Consider the following 16,374-nt stretch of genomic DNA (forward strand, 5'->3'; position numbering starts at 1 on the left):
ACGCCGCTAGGGCCGGCAGCGTTTCTGGACATACATCTGCTCGTCCGCCAGCAGCACATAGTCCGACAGGCTCTGTGCGCCGCAGGGATCGCACTGCACCAGTCCTGCGCTCATCGACAGGACATAAGGCCGCTGCGCCTGCAGGTTGATAGCATGCACCCTGGCCCGTATGCGTTCGAGAATCACAGCGGGCTGCTCGTCGTCGAGGGTGTAGGCGACAAACTCGTCGCCACCCAGGCGCGCGACGACGTCTGCCTGGCGGAAGGACTGGCGAAGCACCATGCCTGCGTCTCGAATCAGGCCATCGCCGGCGTCGTGGCCGAGGTCGTCGTTCACGCGCTTGAGGCCATCGACGTCGGCGAAGATGACGGCGCTTTTCGCGCGCTTGCGGCGCGCCACCTTGAACAGACGCTCTGCCTGCAGGAAGAAGCCGCGCCGGTTGTACAGCCCGGTCAGCACGTCGGTCAGCGACAGCATGCGCATTTCGGACGTCACTTCGTCGCGTTGCGCCAGTTCCGCAGCGTGCGTCATGGTGGTGGTCGCGATCTGCGCGGACTGGTCCGACACGAGGCGTTCGAGCGAGCTTCGCGACTCGATCTTGCCCAGCGCGGCGGCCGCCAGTTCCAGGATCATGGAGAGCGTGCGCCTGCACCGGCCGAGCTCCGCCTGGGTCAGGTCGTGGTCCCACGCGACGGCCAGGGCGGCGACCGCGGCATGTGCAGGCACAGCAAGGGTCAGCGTGCGCATGCCGACGTCTTCGCACTGGCCATCGGCGCGCGTATTGCCGGCCGTCGCTGCGGCGACGTCGGACATCAGGGCAATGCCTGCTTCATACAAGGGGTGCTCAGTGCTGGCTGCCTGCAGGGCGCCGCGAGCGTCGAACGCCGCGATCTCGAGCCGCTCTGCGCGCAACAGCAGCAAGGCCGAATCGGACCGGACTAGGTCGACCACGGTGCGGCCAACCAGCCGCAGCGAACTGCTCACCTCGTCGGCCTGGAACAGCTCGCGCGCCAGGCTGAGCATGATACGCATCTGGGCCGCGTCGAGTTGCTGCGCTTTCACCGCAATCTTCCTCCTTCGTCATTGCCCTGCGCCGCCTGCTGTTCGGGCCATGCTCTGGCGCCGAACGGCAGGCAAGCAGGCCCGTGGACTAGTCGTCGCGATGGCGCGCGGGGAGGGGCGTAATGGCTTCCGAAATCACCTGCGCCGCACTCGGTGCGCGCCGCGACCCGGGTTGGTCGAGCACACGCTTGACGACGCCGGCAGGGACATCCTTGCATTCCATGTAGTTCTGCGCCAGGGACCGGTCGCGCACGGCTAGGATGTTGACGCCGCGGCTAACGACGTTGGCGGTACCGATATCGGTTCGTTTTTGACGCTTGTTCATATTGTCTACCTCGATCAGGGCTGCGTATGCCAGGTTCAGGCATCCGCTGCTTGAATTGACCATACTCGCATGCCCCCACTTTCCCTAGCACTTTCTGGCGCGCGCCCGGTCCTTCAATCGGCCTCTTCCGCCAGGCACGGGAGGCTTGCGCCGCCTGACGGTCTCATTTGATAGACTCGGCCTGAGGCCCCGCGAGGAGGCATTTTTTTTTGAAGGCAGCTGAGGATAAGGCACGAATGTTGAAGCGCGATCAATCGAGAAGCATCCGCGTCCGGCCGGCGGGCAGCGCGGGTACATGAGCGGGCCTACCAAAACAGCGGTCAAGGAGTGGTTCGCGTCGCGCGGCTGGAAAGCTTTTCCATTTCAAAAAGAGGTCTGGAAGGCGGCGCTCGCCGGCCAGTCCGGGCTGCTGCACGCGAACACGGGCGCCGGTAAAACCTATGCCGTCTGGCTGGCGGCCCTGCAGCGCGGGGCCTTGAGCAAAGGCCGCATGAGCGGCCTGCGCGTGCTGTGGATCACGCCGATGCGCGCGCTCGCTGCCGATACCCAGCGCGCGCTCGAAGAGTCGGCGGCGGCGCTGGCGCCCGACTGGACCGTCGGCGCCCGCACCGGCGACACCGGCTCGGCCGAGCGCGCGCGCCAGTCGCGCAGCATGCCCTCCACGCTGATCACGACGCCGGAAAGCCTGTCGCTGCTGCTCAGCCATGCGGCGGCAAGCGAGCAGTTCAAGCATCTCGACATGATCATCATCGACGAGTGGCATGAGCTGATGGGCAGCAAGCGCGGGGTGCAGGTGCAATTGGCGCTGGCGCGCCTGCGCTACTGGCGCCCAGGCCTCGTCATCTGGGGCGTGTCGGCGACCATGGGCGACCTCGACCTCGCGCGCCAGGTGCTGCTCGGCGACGCGCCCGGCGTGCTGGTCGAAGGCGACACCAAAAAGCAGATCGTCGTCGACTCCCTGATCCCGAAGGACGTGGCGCGCTTCCCCTGGGGCGGGCACCTGGGCCTGCAGATGCTGAAACCCGTGATCGACGAGATCGAGCATTACGACGCGACCCTGGTGTTTACGAATACGCGCTCCCAGTCCGAGATCTGGTACCAGAACATCCTGGAAGCGCGGCCCGACTGGGCCGGCGTGATCGCGCTGCACCACGGCTCGCTCGCGCGCGAGGTGCGCGACTGGGTCGAGATGGGCCTGAAAAAGGGCGAACTGAAGGCCGTGATTTGCACCGCCAGCCTCGATCTCGGCGTCGACTTCCTGCCGGTCGAGCGCGTGCTGCAGATCGGCAGCGCCAAGGGTATCGCGCGCTTGCTGCAGCGCGCGGGGCGCAGCGGGCACGCGCCGGGACGCGTCTCGCGCGTGACCCTGGTGCCGACCAACAGCATGGAAATCCTGGAGGCGGCCGGCGCCAAGGTGGCCGTCGCCGCGCGCCGCATCGAGGGCCGCTATGTGCCGAACAAGCCCTTCGACGTGCTGGTGCAGCACATGGTCACCGTCGCCCTGGGCGGGGGCTTTCGCTCCGAGGAGTTTTATCAGGAAGTGCGGCGCGCCTGGTCCTACCGGCACCTGACCGAGGAAGAGTGGCAGTGGGCGCTCGATTTCGTCGCGCGCGGTGGCCAGAGCCTGACCGTGTATCCGGAATACAGGCGTGTGCTGCCGGACGAGGAGGGCGTCTACCGCGTGCCCGACACCGCCATCGGGCGCCGTCATCGGATGGGCATCGGCACCATCGTCTCGGATGCGACCATCCAGATCAAGTACATGAGCGGCGGACGCATCGGCAGCATGGAGGAGTCCTTCATCTCGCGCCTGAAACAGGGCGACCATTTCCTGTTCGGCGGGCGCATCCTCGAATTCATCCGCGTGCACGAGATGACGGCCTTCGTGAAGCGCGCCACGGGGTCGCGCGGGGCGATCGCGCGCTGGCAGGGAGCGAAGATGCCGATGTCGTCGGAACTGGCCCACGCCGCCCTCGAGCAGCTGCGCCAGGCCGCCGAAGGGCGCTTCGAGGGGCCGGAAATGCAGGCGATCCGGCCGCTGTTGGAGATCCAGGAAAGATGGTCGGCCCTGCCCACGCTCGACACCCTGGTGCTCGAATCGATGAAGAGCCGCGAGGGCTACCACCTGTTCGTCTATCCGTTCGCGGGGAGGTCGGTGCACATGGGTCTGGCCTCGCTGTTCGCCTACCGCATCGGGCGGCGCCAGCCGATCACGTTTTCGATTGCGATCAACGATTACGGCTTCGAGCTGATGGCACCCGAACCGGTCGACTGGGAGCGCGAATTTGCGGCGGCCACCGGGGCGGGCGTTGGCCTGTTCGACACCGAGCACCTGCTGGAGGACGTGCTGGATAGTTTGAACGCGACCCAGCTGTCGCAACAGCGCTTCCGGGAAGTGGCGCGCATTGCCGGGCTGGTGTTCCAGGGCTATCCGGGCCAGCCGAAATCGAACCGCCAGGTACAAGCTTCGTCCTCCCTGTTCTTCGAAGTCTTCCGCAAGCACGACGCGGGCAATCTGCTGCTGACCCAGGCGCAGCGCGAAGTGCTGGAGCAGGAACTGGAATTGACCCGCCTGCGCGATACGCTGTCCGAACTGCATGCACGCAAAGTGGCGTATCGTGTCGTTAAACGCGCGACGCCCTTCGGTTTCGCGCTGATGGTCGAGCGCTTCCGCGAAAAAATCAGTACAGAAAAACTGAACGACCGCGTGGCGCGCATGGTGCGCGAACTGGAGAAAGCTGCAGAAGTATGACGAGTTCGGTTGTTGAGATCGCGGGCGAGCGCTTATTGCTCCTGCCCGAAAAAGCCGTGTTCTGGCCGGCGCAACAGATGTTGATCATTGCCGATATCCACTTCGGAAAAGCCGCCTCCTTCCGCGCCCTGGGCATCCCGGTGCCGCGCGGCACCACCACCGAAAACCTGCTCGGGCTCGACGCCCTGATCGACCGCCATGGCGCGCGGCACGTGGTCTTCCTCGGCGATTTTCTCCATGCACGCGCGGCGCACGCGTCGAGCACCCAGCAGGCGATGCTGGCCTGGCGCGACCGGCGGCGCGACCTGCGCCTGACCCTGGTGCGCGGCAACCACGACAAGCACGCGGGCGACCCGGCCGCCGTGCTCGGCATCGAGCTGGTGGACGAGCCGCACAGGGTGGGGCCGTTCGCGTTCTGCCATCACCCGGATGTCGATACCGGCGGCTATGCTTTGGCCGGCCACATCCATCCGGCCTGGGTGCTGGCGACGCGTTTTGACTCGCTGCGCCTGCCGTGCTTTGTCGTCGGCAGCGAGCGCATGATCCTGCCTTCGTTCGGTTCCTTTACCGGCGGGCACGTCGTCACGCGCGAAGCCGGCGATGCCATTTTCGTCACCTCAGGCGAGGCCGTGCACAGCGTACGGTAGCGCACTGTTTCCTCGTGGGCATTGGCGTACCGTGTAAGTACGATAAGTCTGGCCCACCATAAGGAGACGCACCATGAAACTTCGCCGCACCCTGACCACCACGCTGGTCGCGCTATTACCGCTGTGCTCGCTGACGCTGGCGCCGACCGCCGCGCATGCCCAGCAATATGACCGCGACCGTTCCGCTCCCGCCATCCGCGGCTTCAATGTCGACGAAGTGCGGCGCCTGGCGCCCGGCGTCGAACTGCATTTCGACCTGTACGGCACCCCTGGCGGCAATGCGACACTGCGCATCGACGGCGCCACGCGCAACCTGTATATGACGGAAACCGAACCCGGCCAGTACGTCGGCACCTATACCATCGGCGTGCGCGACCGCATCACGAACAGCAGCGCCGTCACCGCCAACCTGCGCATAGGCAACCGTGTTGCGACCGACGTGCTGAGCGAATCGGTGGTGCGCCGCGGCGGCCCGCGCCAGGAACGCCGCGGCGACCTGGCCGGCGTGCCGCGCATCGAGCGTTTCGAAGTGCGCGCCAGTGACGAGCTGGCACCGGGCAATGAGCTCGGCTTTTCCGTCTTTGGCACCCCAGGCGCCCGGGTCGAGCTGACCATGGTCGGCGCGCGCGGCGTGTTCTTCCTGCCGGAAGTGCGTGCCGGCGAATATTCGGCCGATTACCGGATCCGCCGCGACGACCGCATTTCCCCGGACAGCCGCGTGACGGCCACCATCCGCGCCAACGGCCGCTACACGACGCAGGTGCTGGGCCGTCCGCTGCTGGCCAGCACGCCGCGCCAGGTGGCGGCGCCCATCGTCGCCACAGCCGCGCCGCGCGCTGCGCGCTATTGCACCAGCTGCGCGACCGTCGAGGCCGTGAACGTGGTGGAAGTGGCCGGTAACGGCAATTATCTTGGCACTGCGGCGGGTGCCGTCATCGGCGGCCTGCTCGGCAACCAGGTCGGCAGCGGCAGCGGCCGCAAGGCGGCCACGGTGGCCGGCGCCGTCGCCGGCGGGGTGGTGGGCAACAACGTCCAGCGCAACCAGGGCCAGAGCCAGCGCTATGAAGTCGTGGTGCGCTACACCGGCAATGGCGCGACCCAGACCCTGCAGTATGAAAACGATCCGGGCTTCCGCGCCGGCGACGCGGTGCGCGTCAACAATGGGGTGCTGTCGCGCGATCAATAAAACGGGCTTTACCGATGGTGGGCACGCCGTGTCCACCATGCAAATCCGCGACCGCAATAAAAAACAGCTCCGACAGGATGGTCTCTTGAAGAAACCACCGTGTCGGAGCTGTTTTCATTTACCGGACTGAACCGGCTGCCAATCACGCCGTTGCAAGCACCTGGTCGTCGCCGGCCGCGTCGAGCTCGGCCTTCGCCTTGGCGCCGGCGGCCTTGGTGCGCGAGCGCGAGGGTGGCAGGCGGCGCAGGGTTTTCAGGGCTTCCGCGTCCTTGATGCCGATGGTGCGCTGGTCGACCGTGATCAGGCCGATTTCGTTGAAGGCCGACAAGGTGCGGCTCACCGTTTCCAGCGTCAGGCCCAGGTAGCTGCCGATCTCGTGGCGCGTCATGCGCAAGTTGAACAGCTTGCTCGAATAGCCCATGGCGGCGAAACGGTCGGCCAGCGAGACCAGGAAGCGGGCCACGCGTGCCTCGGCGGAGAGGGCGCCGAGCATGCCGATCATGGCTTGCTCGCGCACCAGCTCGCGGCTCATGACGCCGTACATCAGGTTTTCCAGCTCCATGTGCACGCGGCCCAGTGCCGTCAGTTTCTTGAATGGCAGCAGGATCAGGTCGCAGTCGGACAGGGCCACGGCTTCGGAGGCATAGTGGCGGGTATGGATGCCGTCGACGCCGAGCATGTCGCCCTTCATCGGGAAGCTCAGCACCTGTTCGTTGCCGAACTCGTCGATCAGCACCGTTTTCAGGAAGCCGGAGTTGACGATGTACAAGGTATCGAAGGCCTGGCCAATGGTGTGGACGCGTTGGCCGGTCTTGAACTGTACGTGCTGGAACAATAATTCTTCGGAATTGATCGATACCGCGGTCGGGATGTGCAGCAGGTCGCACACTTCCTTCAGGTTGGACCACAGGCGGCCCTGGCGTTGGCGTCCTGCCTCCATTGGCGTGGAGTGCATGGTCGACGTGGCGTTGCGTTGTTCTGGCGTTTGCTGGGACTGCATGCTCTTCTCCAGTGAAGAAATCTGTCGGTGCGGCCCAGTCAGTGAATGCCGCTTCCGGGTGCTTCAATAGGATTCATCAAGCGGCAGGCTTGGCTTACGGAGAAAAATTAGATCGCAAGCAAGTCGATACGCTGAATTCAGTATGCCAACACGAGTTCGGCATTGGTATCAGCAATGGCTGAATGTATCGGTAGGAGAGGGCGCAGCAGTGTAGGAATATTCTTACTAAATCGGGGCGTTGCGGGGCGAAATCTGGTCCGAATACTTGCTGCAGATGCAGTGATCCTGAACGGTCAGCGTGGCGGGCAAGGCACAATGCCCGCCCGCCGCTGTCAAACGTTTTTCGCCCTGAAGCAGGGCGCCTGCCAACAAACATACAACACCTGCCTAGGCCTTCAGCGGCGCCAGCAGCCGGTGGGCAACGGCATACTGCACCATTTCCGACAGCGAGGTCATGCCCATCTTTTGCATGATGCGCGTCTTGTGGGTGCTGACGGTCTTGACCGACAAATGCAGGTTGTTGGCGATCTCGGTGATCGATTTTCCTCCCACCAGCAGCGAAAACACCTCGAATTCGCGGTCCGACAACTGTTTGTGCAGGAGCTGCTCGTTGGGCGCCATGATGTTCAGCGCCAGCTGCTCGGCCACTTCGGTACTGATATACGGCCGGCCCGAGGCGACCTTGCGGATCGCCCCCACCAGCTGGGTGCCCGCGCTTTCCTTGGTGAGATACCCCTGGGCGCCGGCGCGGATCGCGCGCACCGCATACTGCTCTTCCTCGTGCATCGTCAGGATGAGAATGGCCAGCTTGGGCGCCTCGCTGCGTACCTGGCGGATCAGGTCGACGCCGCTGCGCCCGGGCATCGAGAGGTCGAGCAGCAGCAGGTCGAAGCCTCCCTGGCGCACCAGCGACAGTACTTCGAAGCCGTTGGTGGCCTCGCCGACGATTTCGACGTCGAGCGCACCGTCGAGGATTCGCTTGAGCCCCTCGCGCATGATCGTATGATCATCTGCAATGACGATTCTTATCATGAATGCTTCCCCCTGCGCCGCGGCGCACCGCGGCTTCTATATAGTGCACGCCGCGGCGCGGCGTGCCGGCGCCGGCGTCAGGCTGAGGCTGGCTCGTTGATCAGCCGGTGCACCAGCACCGGCTTGGTAGTATGCGACAACACTTTATTCGTGACGCTGCCCAGCAGGATCTGGCCCCAGCCGCTGCGCCCGTGCGAGCCCATGAAGATCAGGTCGCAGGCTTCCTGTTCGGCGACGTCGACGATTTTCAGGGCCGTAGCGTCGGAAAACGCCGTCATGCAGCTGTGCTTGAGCCCAGCCTGCTCGCAGGAGCGCATGATCTTGCCCATGTAGTCTTCGCCGGTGCGCCGCATTTGTGCAATATAGTCCTCCTCGCTCGGGTAGGAAGGCGGGATGATCTCGACGTAGACCGGATACTGGTAGTCGGGCGCGACGAACAGGGCCAGTACCTCGGCCCCCATCTGGTGCGCGAACTTGACCCCGGCGCAGGCCGTGTGCTGGGAGACGGCGGAACCGTCGGTGGTAATCAGGATTTTCCGGTACATGATGAGCCCCCCATGAAACGCCACGCCATTGTGGCTGCTACTCCGTGTTCCGGGCTTGCGATAGCGCAACCTGTTGACTTTGCTCAAACACGAGCTCGCTTCGCCGGAACGCCTAGAAAAAGCTTACACAATCGACGCGACCACAAAACAACACCTGACTTGTGAAAATATTCAGTAAGTGCACGGTTTTATTGTCGCGGAATTAAGATTCCTTGTCCATTTCGACGTATTGCTTTTTCCGAGATTTACCTACGGCAACTACGCTGCTACACTCACTTTCTGAATTCTGGGGCTTCCAGCGACTGCATGACGCGCGCGGAAGTCCGCACCACCGGACCGAAGCACGCAAAAATTGCGACACATTCATATTATGGAGAAGCAGGGACTATGACCGACGCCGCCGACGATTTCGACGCCTTATTCGAGGAAGTGGCTGCCCAGCGCGCCAGCGCGCCGGCTCCCGCGCCCGCTCCTGCGGCCGCGCCGGCGCCTGCCGCCGACGAGGATGACCTGGAAGCCCTGTTCGACCAGGTTGCCTCCGCCGTCCCGGCGCAGGCCGCCGACAACAACAATGGCAATGCCGCCGCCGTCGCCACCGCGGCGGTCGCCAGTGTTGACATGGCATCCGTCGCCGCCGGCGAAGGCGCCGAGACCGACAAGAACATGTACGAACGCCTGGGCGGCATCGTGCGCCTGCTGCACGACTCGCTGCGCGAACTGGGCTACGACCGCGCGCTGACCGAAGCGTCCTCGCAGATCACCGACGCCCAGGACCGCCTGGAATACGTCGCCACGCTGACCGAGCAGGCCGCGAACAAGGTATTGAATACCCTGGACGAAGGCATGCCGGCGCAGGACAAGCTGTCCAAGCAGGCGCAGGACATGTCGGGCCGCTGGGACGCCCTGTTCGCAGGCAAGCTGAGCCTGGACGAGTTCAAGGCCCTGGCCGGCGACTCGCGCCAGTTCGCGCAAGCCGTCTCGGACGCGACCGAAGCGGAAAAAGCGCGTTTGCTGGAAATCATGATGGCCCAGGACTTCCAGGACATCACCGGCCAGCTGATCAAGAAAGTCGTGACCATCACCAAGACGGTCGAGCACGAACTGGCTCAGCTGCTGCGCGACAATGCACCGCCGGCAACGCGCGCCAAGCTGGCCGAGAAGGAAGCCGCACCAGTGGAACTGATGCAGGGACCGTCCGTGCCGGAAGCGGCGATGGACCAGGATAACGTCGACGACCTTCTTGCCGATCTGGGATTCTAATGGACGATATGCTCAAGGACTTCGTCGTCGAGGCGATGGATCTGGCAGTCAATGTTGAAGAGCACCTCCTGCGCCTCGAACGCGATCCGGAGAACAAGGAAACGCTGAACGCGGTGTTTCGTTCGTTCCACACGATCAAGGGCGGTGCCGGTTTCATGGGCCTGCCCGCGCTGGTCGCGGCCTGCCACCTGACCGAGAACCTGTTCGACGCGCTGCGCACGGGCGCCGCGCCCGTCACGCCGCTGTCGATCGAAGCCGCGCTGCAGGCCTCGGGTTTTGTTGCCGACCAGCTGAACGACCTGAACAACGGCGCCACGCCGGAACAACTGGCGCCGATGCCGGCGGACCTCGAGCGCATCCTGACCGACGCCATCGAAGGCAAGGCGCAGGTGGCCCCGGCCGCGGCGCCTGCCGCTGTCGCTCCCGTTGCCGTGCAGGCGCCGGTGGCCGCCACTGCAGCCGCCGGTGAAGATGGTCTCGACTGGCCTGCGATGTACAACGCCGTGGTGCCGGCGGGCTTCGCCATCGCGGCGGACGCTGCCCCTGTGACCGCCGCGCCGGAAACGGCCGCGGTTGCCGCAGCCCCGGCCGCGCCCGGCGAAGCCGCCCCGGCGGCCAAGGCCGGCTGGGACGGCGTCGACCGCCGCAACGAAGCAAAGGTCGCCGCCACCGCGCCGGCCAAAGACGAAAGCATCCGCATCGATGCGGTGAAACTCGACGCGCTGCTGGAAGTGGCGGGCGAATCGGTGCAGGCCGCCAACCAGGCCGCCGTGCTGCTCGAACGCCTGGCGCAGTTCAAGTTCGAAGGCCAGGCCGCAACCCTGATGGCGACGCTGACCGAAACTCTGGAACGCGCCTCGCGCTATTCGGCCGAACTGCAGCGCGCCACGCTGGCCACCCGCATGCAGCCGGTCGGGCGCCTGTTCCAGAAGTTCCCGCGCATGGTGCGCGAACTGGCGAAAGACCTGGGCAAGGAAGTCGAACTGACCATCGAAGGCGCCGAGACCGAAGTTGACCGCGTCGTCGTGGACAGCCTCTACGATCCGCTGGTGCACATGCTGCGTAACGCGCTCGACCACGGCGTCGAATCGCCGCAGGAACGCGTCGCCGCCGGCAAACCTGCGAAGGCCTTCATTCTCTTGAAAGCCTGGCAGGAAGCCAACAGCGTTATGATCGTGCTGCAGGACGACGGCAAGGGCATGGACCCGATCAAGCTGCGCCGTAAAGCCATCGACAAGGGCCTGATCGGCGAAAACGGCGCCCAGAGCGACGAAGACGCGTATCAGCTGGTGTTCCTGCCGGGCTTCTCGACCAAGGAAGTCGCTTCCTCGGTCTCGGGCCGCGGCGTGGGCATGGACGTTGTGAAAACGGCGGTGGAAAAGAACCGCGGCGCGATCCGCATCGATTCCTCGCTCGGCCACGGCACCAAGTTCGCGATTCGCTTGCCGATCGAACTGTCGATCGTGCCGACGATGCTGGTCTCCACCTCGGGCGCCTCGCTGGCGCTGCCGATGGCGGTGGTCGAGCGTGTCGTCGAACTGCCGGAAACCTTCTCGATGGTCGGCGGCGCTCCGGTGCTGAAAGACCAGGGCCGTCCGCTGCCGGTGCGTTCGCTGGCCGGCTCGCTCGGCTACGAAGAAGCCATCGAACGCGTCGGCATCGTCATCAACGCGCCGCAGCCATATATCCTGGCGGTGGAAGCGGTCGATGGCACGGCCGATCTGGTGATCAAGCCGATGACGGCGCTGACGGTGGAAGGCATCACCGGCACCGCACGTTCGGCCGAGGGCGAGCTGGTGCTGGTCGTGGGCCTGTCCTTCCTGATGGATGGCTGCCGCAGCACGGTGCGCATGGCTGCATAAAGTGCACTGATTAAGTGAAAAAGGGCGAAGCCGGCCCTTGCAATAAAAGCCTGTGCATCTGATGCGCAGGCTTTTTTTATTTGAATCGCGTGCTCTGCTTGCAAATATTGTTTGCAAGTATCGAATTTTATTGGCAGAAAATTGCAAAAGAAGCCTGCTTCTGCCGCAGTGCACAATTATGGCATAATCAAAATCCACTCTTCCAGCGGCCGGTTCACAGGACACAGCATGTTAAAGACGCTCTACGACAAACTCTGGGAATCGCACGTGGTGCGTGCCGATGCCGATGGCACCACCGTGCTGTATATCGACCGTCACCTGGTGCATGAAGTCACCAGCCCGCAAGCCTTCGAAGGCCTGCGCGAAGCCAACCGCGGCCTGTGGCGCACCTCGGCCAACCTGGCCGTGGCCGACCACAACGTGCCGACCACGGACCGCCGCGAAGGCATCGCGGACCCGACCTCGCGCCTGCAGGTCGAAACGCTGGACGCCAACGCCAAGAGCTTCGGGCTCACCTATTTCAACATGAACGACAAGCGCCAGGGCATCGTCCACGTGATCGGGCCGGAGCAGGGCGCGACCCTGCCGGGCATGACCGTGGTCTGCGGCGACTCGCACACTTCGACCCACGGCGCTTTCGGCTGCCTCGCGCACGGCATCGGCACCTCGGAAGTCGAGCACGTGCTGGCCACCCAGACGCTGCTGGCGAAAAAGTCGAAAGCGATGCTGGTGCAGGTCGACGGCGCGCTGCCGCTGGGCGTCACCGCGAAGGACATCGTGCTGGCCGTGATCGGCCGCATCGGCACCGCCGGCGGCACGGGCTATGCCATCGAATTCGGCGGCTCGACCATCCGCGCACTGTCGATGGAAGGGCGCATGACAGTCTGTAACATGGCGATCGAAGCGGGCGCACGCGCCGGCATGGTGGCCGTGGACGACACCACGATCGACTACGTGAAAGGGCGCCCCTATTCGCCGGCCGGCCCGCAGTGGGAGCAGGCGGTCAGCTACTGGCGCACCCTGCACACCGACCCGGGCGCGAAATTCGACATGGTCGTCACCTTGGATGCGGCCCAGATTCGTCCGCAGGTCACCTGGGGCACCTCGCCCGAAATGGTGACCTCGATCGACGGCCGCGTGCCCGATCCCGACCAGGAAAAGGACGCCGTGCGCCGCGACGCGATGGAAAAGGCGCTGGTCTACATGGCCCTGCAGCCGAACACGCGCATCGAAGACATCCGCATCGACAAGGTCTTCATCGGTTCCTGCACCAATTCGCGCATCGAAGACTTGCGCGCAGCGGCCAGCGTCGTGCGCGGCCGCCAGCGCGCCTCGAACGTCAAGCTGGCGATGGTGGTGCCCGGTTCGGGTCTCGTAAAAGAACAGGCCGAACGCGAAGGCCTCGACAAGATCTTCAAGGCCGCCGGCTTCGAATGGCGCGAACCGGGCTGCTCGATGTGCCTGGCGATGAACGCCGACCGGCTGGAGCCGGGCGAACGCTGCGCCTCGACCTCGAACCGCAATTTCGAAGGACGCCAAGGGCAGGGCGGACGCACCCACCTGGTGTCGCCGGCCATGGCCGCCGCGGCCGGCATCGCGGGCCACTTCGTCGACGTGCGCACCTTGAACAATTAAGACCGGACTACAGGACCACCATGAAAAAAGTATTCGCTCTCTCGCTGCTTGCCCTCGTCCTTGTGGGCTGCAATACGGTGTCCGGCTTCGGCCGCGACGTGCAGAAGGTCGGCAAGGTCGTCACCGGCGCCGGCGGCAAATAAACCGGGAGAGGACATGGACAAATTCACCGTACACGAAGGCCTGGTGGTGCCGCTCGACCGCGCCAATGTGGACACCGACGCCATCATCCCGAAGCAGTACCTGAAGTCGATCCGGAAAACGGGATTCGGCCCCAACCTGTTCGACGAGTGGCGCTACCTGGACCATGGCGAACCTGGCCAGGACAACACGCACCGCCCGCTCAATCCGGACTTCGTGCTGAACCAGCCGCAGTACCAGGGCGCTTCCATTCTCCTCACGCGCAAGAACTTCGGCTGCGGCTCCTCGCGCGAGCATGCGCCCTGGGCGCTGCAGCAGTACGGCTTTCGTGCGATCGTCGCGCCGAGCTTCGCCGACATCTTCTTCAATAACTGCTACAAGAGCGGCCTGCTGCCGATCGTCCTGACGGAAGCGCAGATCGACCAGCTGTTCAACGAGGTCAAGGCGGCCAGCCAGTTCCGTCTCGTGGTCGACCTCGAAAACCAGGTGCTGCGCAGTGCCGACGGACGTATCGGTTTCGGCTTCGCGATCGACGACTTCCGCAAATACTGCCTGCTCAACGGCCTGGACGACATCGGCCTGACCCTGCGTCACGCCGACGAGATCCGCGCCTTCGAAGAACGCCACCTGGCACGCCAGCCCTGGCTGGCCAACGTGATTTAACAAGAGCGCACATGTCAAAAAAAATCGCAATCCTGCCGGGCGACGGCATCGGCCCCGAAATCATGGCGCAAGCCGTGCGCGTACTCGAAGCGCTGGGCGAATCCTTCGAGATGGAGCGCGCGGAAGTGGGCGGCGCGGGCTACGCCGCGCACGGCCATCCGCTGCCGGAATCGACCCTGAAACTGGCCAAGGAAGCTGACGCCGTGCTGTTCGGCGCCGTCGGCGACTACCAGTACGACACGCTCGAGCGCGCGCTGCGTCCCGAACAGGCGATCCTCGGACTGCGCAAGGAGCTCGGCCTGTTCGCCAACCTGCGCCCGGCGATCCTGTATCCCGAGCTGGCCGGCGCCTCGACCCTGAAGCCTGAAGTCGTGTCGGGTCTCGACATCCTGATCATCCGCGAGCTGACCGGCGACATCTATTTCGGCAAGCCGCGCGGCGTGCGCGAGTGCCCGGACGGCCCCTTCAAAGGCCAGCGCGAGGGCTTCGACACGATGCGCTATGCCGAAGGCGAGATCCGCCGCATCGCCCACGTCGCCTTCCAGGCCGCGCAGAAGCGCGGCAAGCGCGTGACCAGCGTCGACAAGGCCAACGTGCTCGAGACCTTCCAGTTCTGGCGCGACATCGTCACCGACGTGCACAAGGAGTACGCCGACGTCGAGCTCGAACACATGTATGTCGATAACGCCGCGATGCAGCTGGTGCGCGCGCCGAAGAAGTTCGACGTCATCGTCACCGGCAACATGTTCGGCGACATCCTGTCGGACTGCGCCGCGATGCTGACCGGCTCGATCGGCATGCTGCCCTCGGCTTCGCTCGACGCCAACAACAAGGGTTTGTATGAACCCTCGCACGGCTCGGCGCCTGACATCGCGGGCAAGGGCATCGCGAACCCGCTGGCCACCATTTTGTCGGCCGCGATGATGCTGCGTTTCTCGCTCGGCAAGCTCGAGCAGGCCGATCGTATCGAAGCGGCTGTGAAGCGCGTCCTCCAGCAAGGATTGCGTACACCGGATATATTCGAGGATGGCACGCAGCGCGTGAGTACAGAACAAATGGGCGACGCAGTGGTGCGCGCGCTCGGGTAATTCATACAAAACAACGGGGAATAAAATGAAGTTAGTAGGCCTGGTAGGTTGGCGCGGCATGGTAGGTTCGGTCCTGATGCAGCGCATGCAGGACGAGGGCGATTTCGACCACATCGAGCCGGTGTTCTTCACCACCTCGAATGCGGGCGGCGCGGCGCCGAAGATGGCGAAGAACGAAACCACCCTCAAAAGCGCGTTTGATGTCGCCGAGCTGTCGAAGTGCGAGATCATCATCTCCTGCCAGGGCGGCGACTACACGAGCGAGGTCTTCCCGCAACTGCGCGCCAGCGGCTGGAATGGCTACTGGATCGACGCTGCCTCGACCCTGCGCATGAACGACGACGCGGTGATCGTGCTCGACCCGGTCAACCTCGACGTCATCAAGAATGCAATTACGCGCGGCGTGAAGAACTACGTCGGCGGCAACTGCACCGTCTCCTGCATGCTGATGGGCCTGGGCGGCCTGTTCGAACAAGGCCTGGTCGAGTGGATGACCTCCATGACCTACCAGGCGGCATCCGGCGGCGGCGCCCAGCACATGCGCGAGCTGCTCACGCAATTTGGCACCATCAACGGCGCCGTCAAACCGCTGCTGGACGACCCGGCCTCGGCCATCCTCGAGATCGACCGCGCGGTGCTGGCGACCCAGCATGGCTTCTCGCCTGAAGAGATCAAGCAGTTCGGGGCGCCGCTGGCCGGCAACCTGATCCCGTGGATCGACAAGGACCTGGGCAACGGCCAGTCGAAGGAAGAGTGGAAGGCAGGCGCCGAGACCAACAAGATCCTCGGCCGCGGCGAAGGCTTTGGGACGAGGCCTGGCGAGGCACCGGCGATTCCGGTCGACGGCCTGTGCGTGCGCATCGGCGCGATGCGCTGCCACTCGCAGGCGCTGACCATCAAGATGACGAAGGACGTGCCGTTAGATGAGATCAACGACATCATTGCTTCGCACAACCAGTGGGTGAAGGTGGTGCCGAACACGCGCGAAGCATCGATGCGTGACCTGTCGCCGGCGGCGACGACCGGCAGCCTCACGATTCCGGTGGGCCGCCTGCGCAAGATGTCGATGGGCCCAAGCTACCTGTCGGCCTTCACGGTCGGCGACCAGCTGCTCTGGGGCGCGGCCGAGCCGCTGCGGCGCATGCTGCGCATCGTGCTCGACAAGTAAGAATCGAC

15 protein-coding genes are annotated in these 16,374 nt (G+C 64.5%); 10 read left to right on the forward strand and 5 right to left on the reverse strand.

The features are described 5' to 3' along the window. Positions 1-6: 6 nt before the first annotated feature. Positions 7-1,062 carry a GGDEF domain-containing protein gene (locus NMB41_RS07445; protein ID WP_494381836.1) on the reverse strand — a complete coding sequence of 352 codons (1,056 nt, stop codon included), beginning with the start codon at positions 1,060-1,062 and terminating at the stop codon, positions 7-9. Positions 1,063-1,150: 88 nt separating this feature from the next. Beyond that, positions 1,151-1,387: a hypothetical protein gene (locus tag NMB41_RS07450; protein ID WP_494381837.1), complete on the reverse strand. Its 237-nt coding sequence runs from the start codon at positions 1,385-1,387 to the stop codon at positions 1,151-1,153. Positions 1,388-1,682: 295 nt separating this feature from the next. On the opposite strand from NMB41_RS07450, the gene NMB41_RS07455 reads away from it, so the two are divergent. The 3 genes from NMB41_RS07455 to NMB41_RS07465 all read left to right on the forward strand — a co-directional run bounded on the left by NMB41_RS07455 (position 1,683) and on the right by NMB41_RS07465 (position 5,972). After that, a complete protein-coding gene (locus tag NMB41_RS07455) occupies positions 1,683-4,139 on the forward strand; it encodes a ligase-associated DNA damage response DEXH box helicase (protein WP_494381838.1) in 2,457 nt (818 codons plus the stop codon). After that, complete coding sequence (gene pdeM / locus NMB41_RS07460) at positions 4,136-4,786, forward strand: ligase-associated DNA damage response endonuclease PdeM (protein WP_494381839.1); 651 nt, start codon at positions 4,136-4,138, stop codon at positions 4,784-4,786. The genes NMB41_RS07455 and pdeM overlap by 4 nt, the downstream gene beginning before the upstream one ends. Positions 4,787-4,859: 73 nt before the next feature. After that, positions 4,860-5,972: a glycine zipper 2TM domain-containing protein gene (locus NMB41_RS07465; RefSeq protein WP_494381840.1), complete on the forward strand. Its 1,113-nt coding sequence runs from the start codon at positions 4,860-4,862 to the stop codon at positions 5,970-5,972. 142 nt (positions 5,973-6,114) lie between these two features. Here the strand turns inward: NMB41_RS07465 and NMB41_RS07470 are convergent, their stop codons facing one another. The 3 genes from NMB41_RS07470 to NMB41_RS07480 form a co-directional block, all read right to left on the reverse strand. Further along, positions 6,115-6,912 carry a Crp/Fnr family transcriptional regulator gene (locus tag NMB41_RS07470; RefSeq protein WP_494382807.1) on the reverse strand — a complete coding sequence of 266 codons (798 nt, stop codon included), beginning with the start codon at positions 6,910-6,912 and terminating at the stop codon, positions 6,115-6,117. A gap of 447 nt (positions 6,913-7,359) precedes the next feature. Further along, positions 7,360-8,004 (reverse strand): response regulator, encoded by a 645-nt coding sequence (locus NMB41_RS07475; protein WP_056332929.1) that lies wholly within the window; start codon positions 8,002-8,004, stop codon positions 7,360-7,362. A gap of 77 nt (positions 8,005-8,081) precedes the next feature. Beyond that, a complete protein-coding gene (locus NMB41_RS07480; protein WP_494381841.1) occupies positions 8,082-8,549 on the reverse strand; it encodes a universal stress protein in 468 nt (155 codons plus the stop codon). A 387-nt stretch (positions 8,550-8,936) separates the two neighbouring features. On the opposite strand from NMB41_RS07480, the gene NMB41_RS07485 reads away from it, so the two are divergent. The 7 genes from NMB41_RS07485 to asd all read left to right on the forward strand — a co-directional run bounded on the left by NMB41_RS07485 (position 8,937) and on the right by asd (position 16,366). Continuing rightward, positions 8,937-9,809 (forward strand): protein phosphatase CheZ, encoded by an 873-nt coding sequence (locus tag NMB41_RS07485; RefSeq protein WP_494381842.1) that lies wholly within the window; start codon positions 8,937-8,939, stop codon positions 9,807-9,809. Next, the gene (locus tag NMB41_RS07490) at positions 9,809-11,671 is read left to right on the forward strand and encodes a chemotaxis protein CheA (RefSeq protein ID WP_494381843.1); all 1,863 of its coding nucleotides are present in this window, start codon (positions 9,809-9,811) and stop codon (positions 11,669-11,671) included. Before NMB41_RS07485 ends, NMB41_RS07490 begins: the two co-directional genes overlap by 1 nt. A gap of 228 nt (positions 11,672-11,899) precedes the next feature. After that, positions 11,900-13,306 (forward strand): 3-isopropylmalate dehydratase large subunit, encoded by a 1,407-nt coding sequence (gene leuC / locus NMB41_RS07495; RefSeq protein WP_494381844.1) that lies wholly within the window; start codon positions 11,900-11,902, stop codon positions 13,304-13,306. Positions 13,307-13,326: 20 nt separating this feature from the next. Continuing rightward, positions 13,327-13,449 (forward strand): entericidin A/B family lipoprotein, encoded by a 123-nt coding sequence (locus NMB41_RS07500; protein WP_494381845.1) that lies wholly within the window; start codon positions 13,327-13,329, stop codon positions 13,447-13,449. Positions 13,450-13,462: 13 nt separating this feature from the next. Next, positions 13,463-14,110 (forward strand): 3-isopropylmalate dehydratase small subunit, encoded by a 648-nt coding sequence (gene leuD / locus NMB41_RS07505; protein WP_494381846.1) that lies wholly within the window; start codon positions 13,463-13,465, stop codon positions 14,108-14,110. 11 nt (positions 14,111-14,121) lie between these two features. Further along, positions 14,122-15,198, forward strand: a complete 1,077-nt coding sequence (gene leuB, locus NMB41_RS07510) for a 3-isopropylmalate dehydrogenase (protein ID WP_494381847.1) — start codon at positions 14,122-14,124, stop codon at positions 15,196-15,198. A gap of 25 nt (positions 15,199-15,223) precedes the next feature. Next, positions 15,224-16,366: an aspartate-semialdehyde dehydrogenase gene (gene asd / locus NMB41_RS07515; RefSeq protein ID WP_494381848.1), complete on the forward strand. Its 1,143-nt coding sequence runs from the start codon at positions 15,224-15,226 to the stop codon at positions 16,364-16,366. The last annotated feature ends 8 nt before the right edge of the window (positions 16,367-16,374 follow it).

The organism is Massilia sp. FBCC-B171, from assembly GCF_059134155.1.

Coding starts and splice junctions, on each gene's coding strand:
- NMB41_RS07450 (WP_494381837.1), bottom strand. CDS start 1,387: ATGAACAAGCGTCAAAAACGAACCGATATCGGTACCGCCAACGTCGTT.
- NMB41_RS07455 (WP_494381838.1), top strand. CDS start 1,683: ATGAGCGGGCCTACCAAAACAGCGGTCAAGGAGTGGTTCGCGTCGCGC.
- pdeM (WP_494381839.1), top strand. CDS start 4,136: ATGACGAGTTCGGTTGTTGAGATCGCGGGCGAGCGCTTATTGCTCCTG.
- NMB41_RS07465 (WP_494381840.1), top strand. CDS start 4,860: ATGAAACTTCGCCGCACCCTGACCACCACGCTGGTCGCGCTATTACCG.
- NMB41_RS07470 (WP_494382807.1), bottom strand. CDS start 6,912: ATGGAGGCAGGACGCCAACGCCAGGGCCGCCTGTGGTCCAACCTGAAG.
- NMB41_RS07475 (WP_056332929.1), bottom strand. CDS start 8,004: ATGATAAGAATCGTCATTGCAGATGATCATACGATCATGCGCGAGGGG.
- NMB41_RS07480 (WP_494381841.1), bottom strand. CDS start 8,549: ATGTACCGGAAAATCCTGATTACCACCGACGGTTCCGCCGTCTCCCAG.
- NMB41_RS07485 (WP_494381842.1), top strand. CDS start 8,937: ATGACCGACGCCGCCGACGATTTCGACGCCTTATTCGAGGAAGTGGCT.
- NMB41_RS07490 (WP_494381843.1), top strand. CDS start 9,809: ATGGACGATATGCTCAAGGACTTCGTCGTCGAGGCGATGGATCTGGCA.
- leuC (WP_494381844.1), top strand. CDS start 11,900: ATGTTAAAGACGCTCTACGACAAACTCTGGGAATCGCACGTGGTGCGT.
- NMB41_RS07500 (WP_494381845.1), top strand. CDS start 13,327: ATGAAAAAAGTATTCGCTCTCTCGCTGCTTGCCCTCGTCCTTGTGGGC.
- leuD (WP_494381846.1), top strand. CDS start 13,463: ATGGACAAATTCACCGTACACGAAGGCCTGGTGGTGCCGCTCGACCGC.
- leuB (WP_494381847.1), top strand. CDS start 14,122: ATGTCAAAAAAAATCGCAATCCTGCCGGGCGACGGCATCGGCCCCGAA.
- asd (WP_494381848.1), top strand. CDS start 15,224: ATGAAGTTAGTAGGCCTGGTAGGTTGGCGCGGCATGGTAGGTTCGGTC.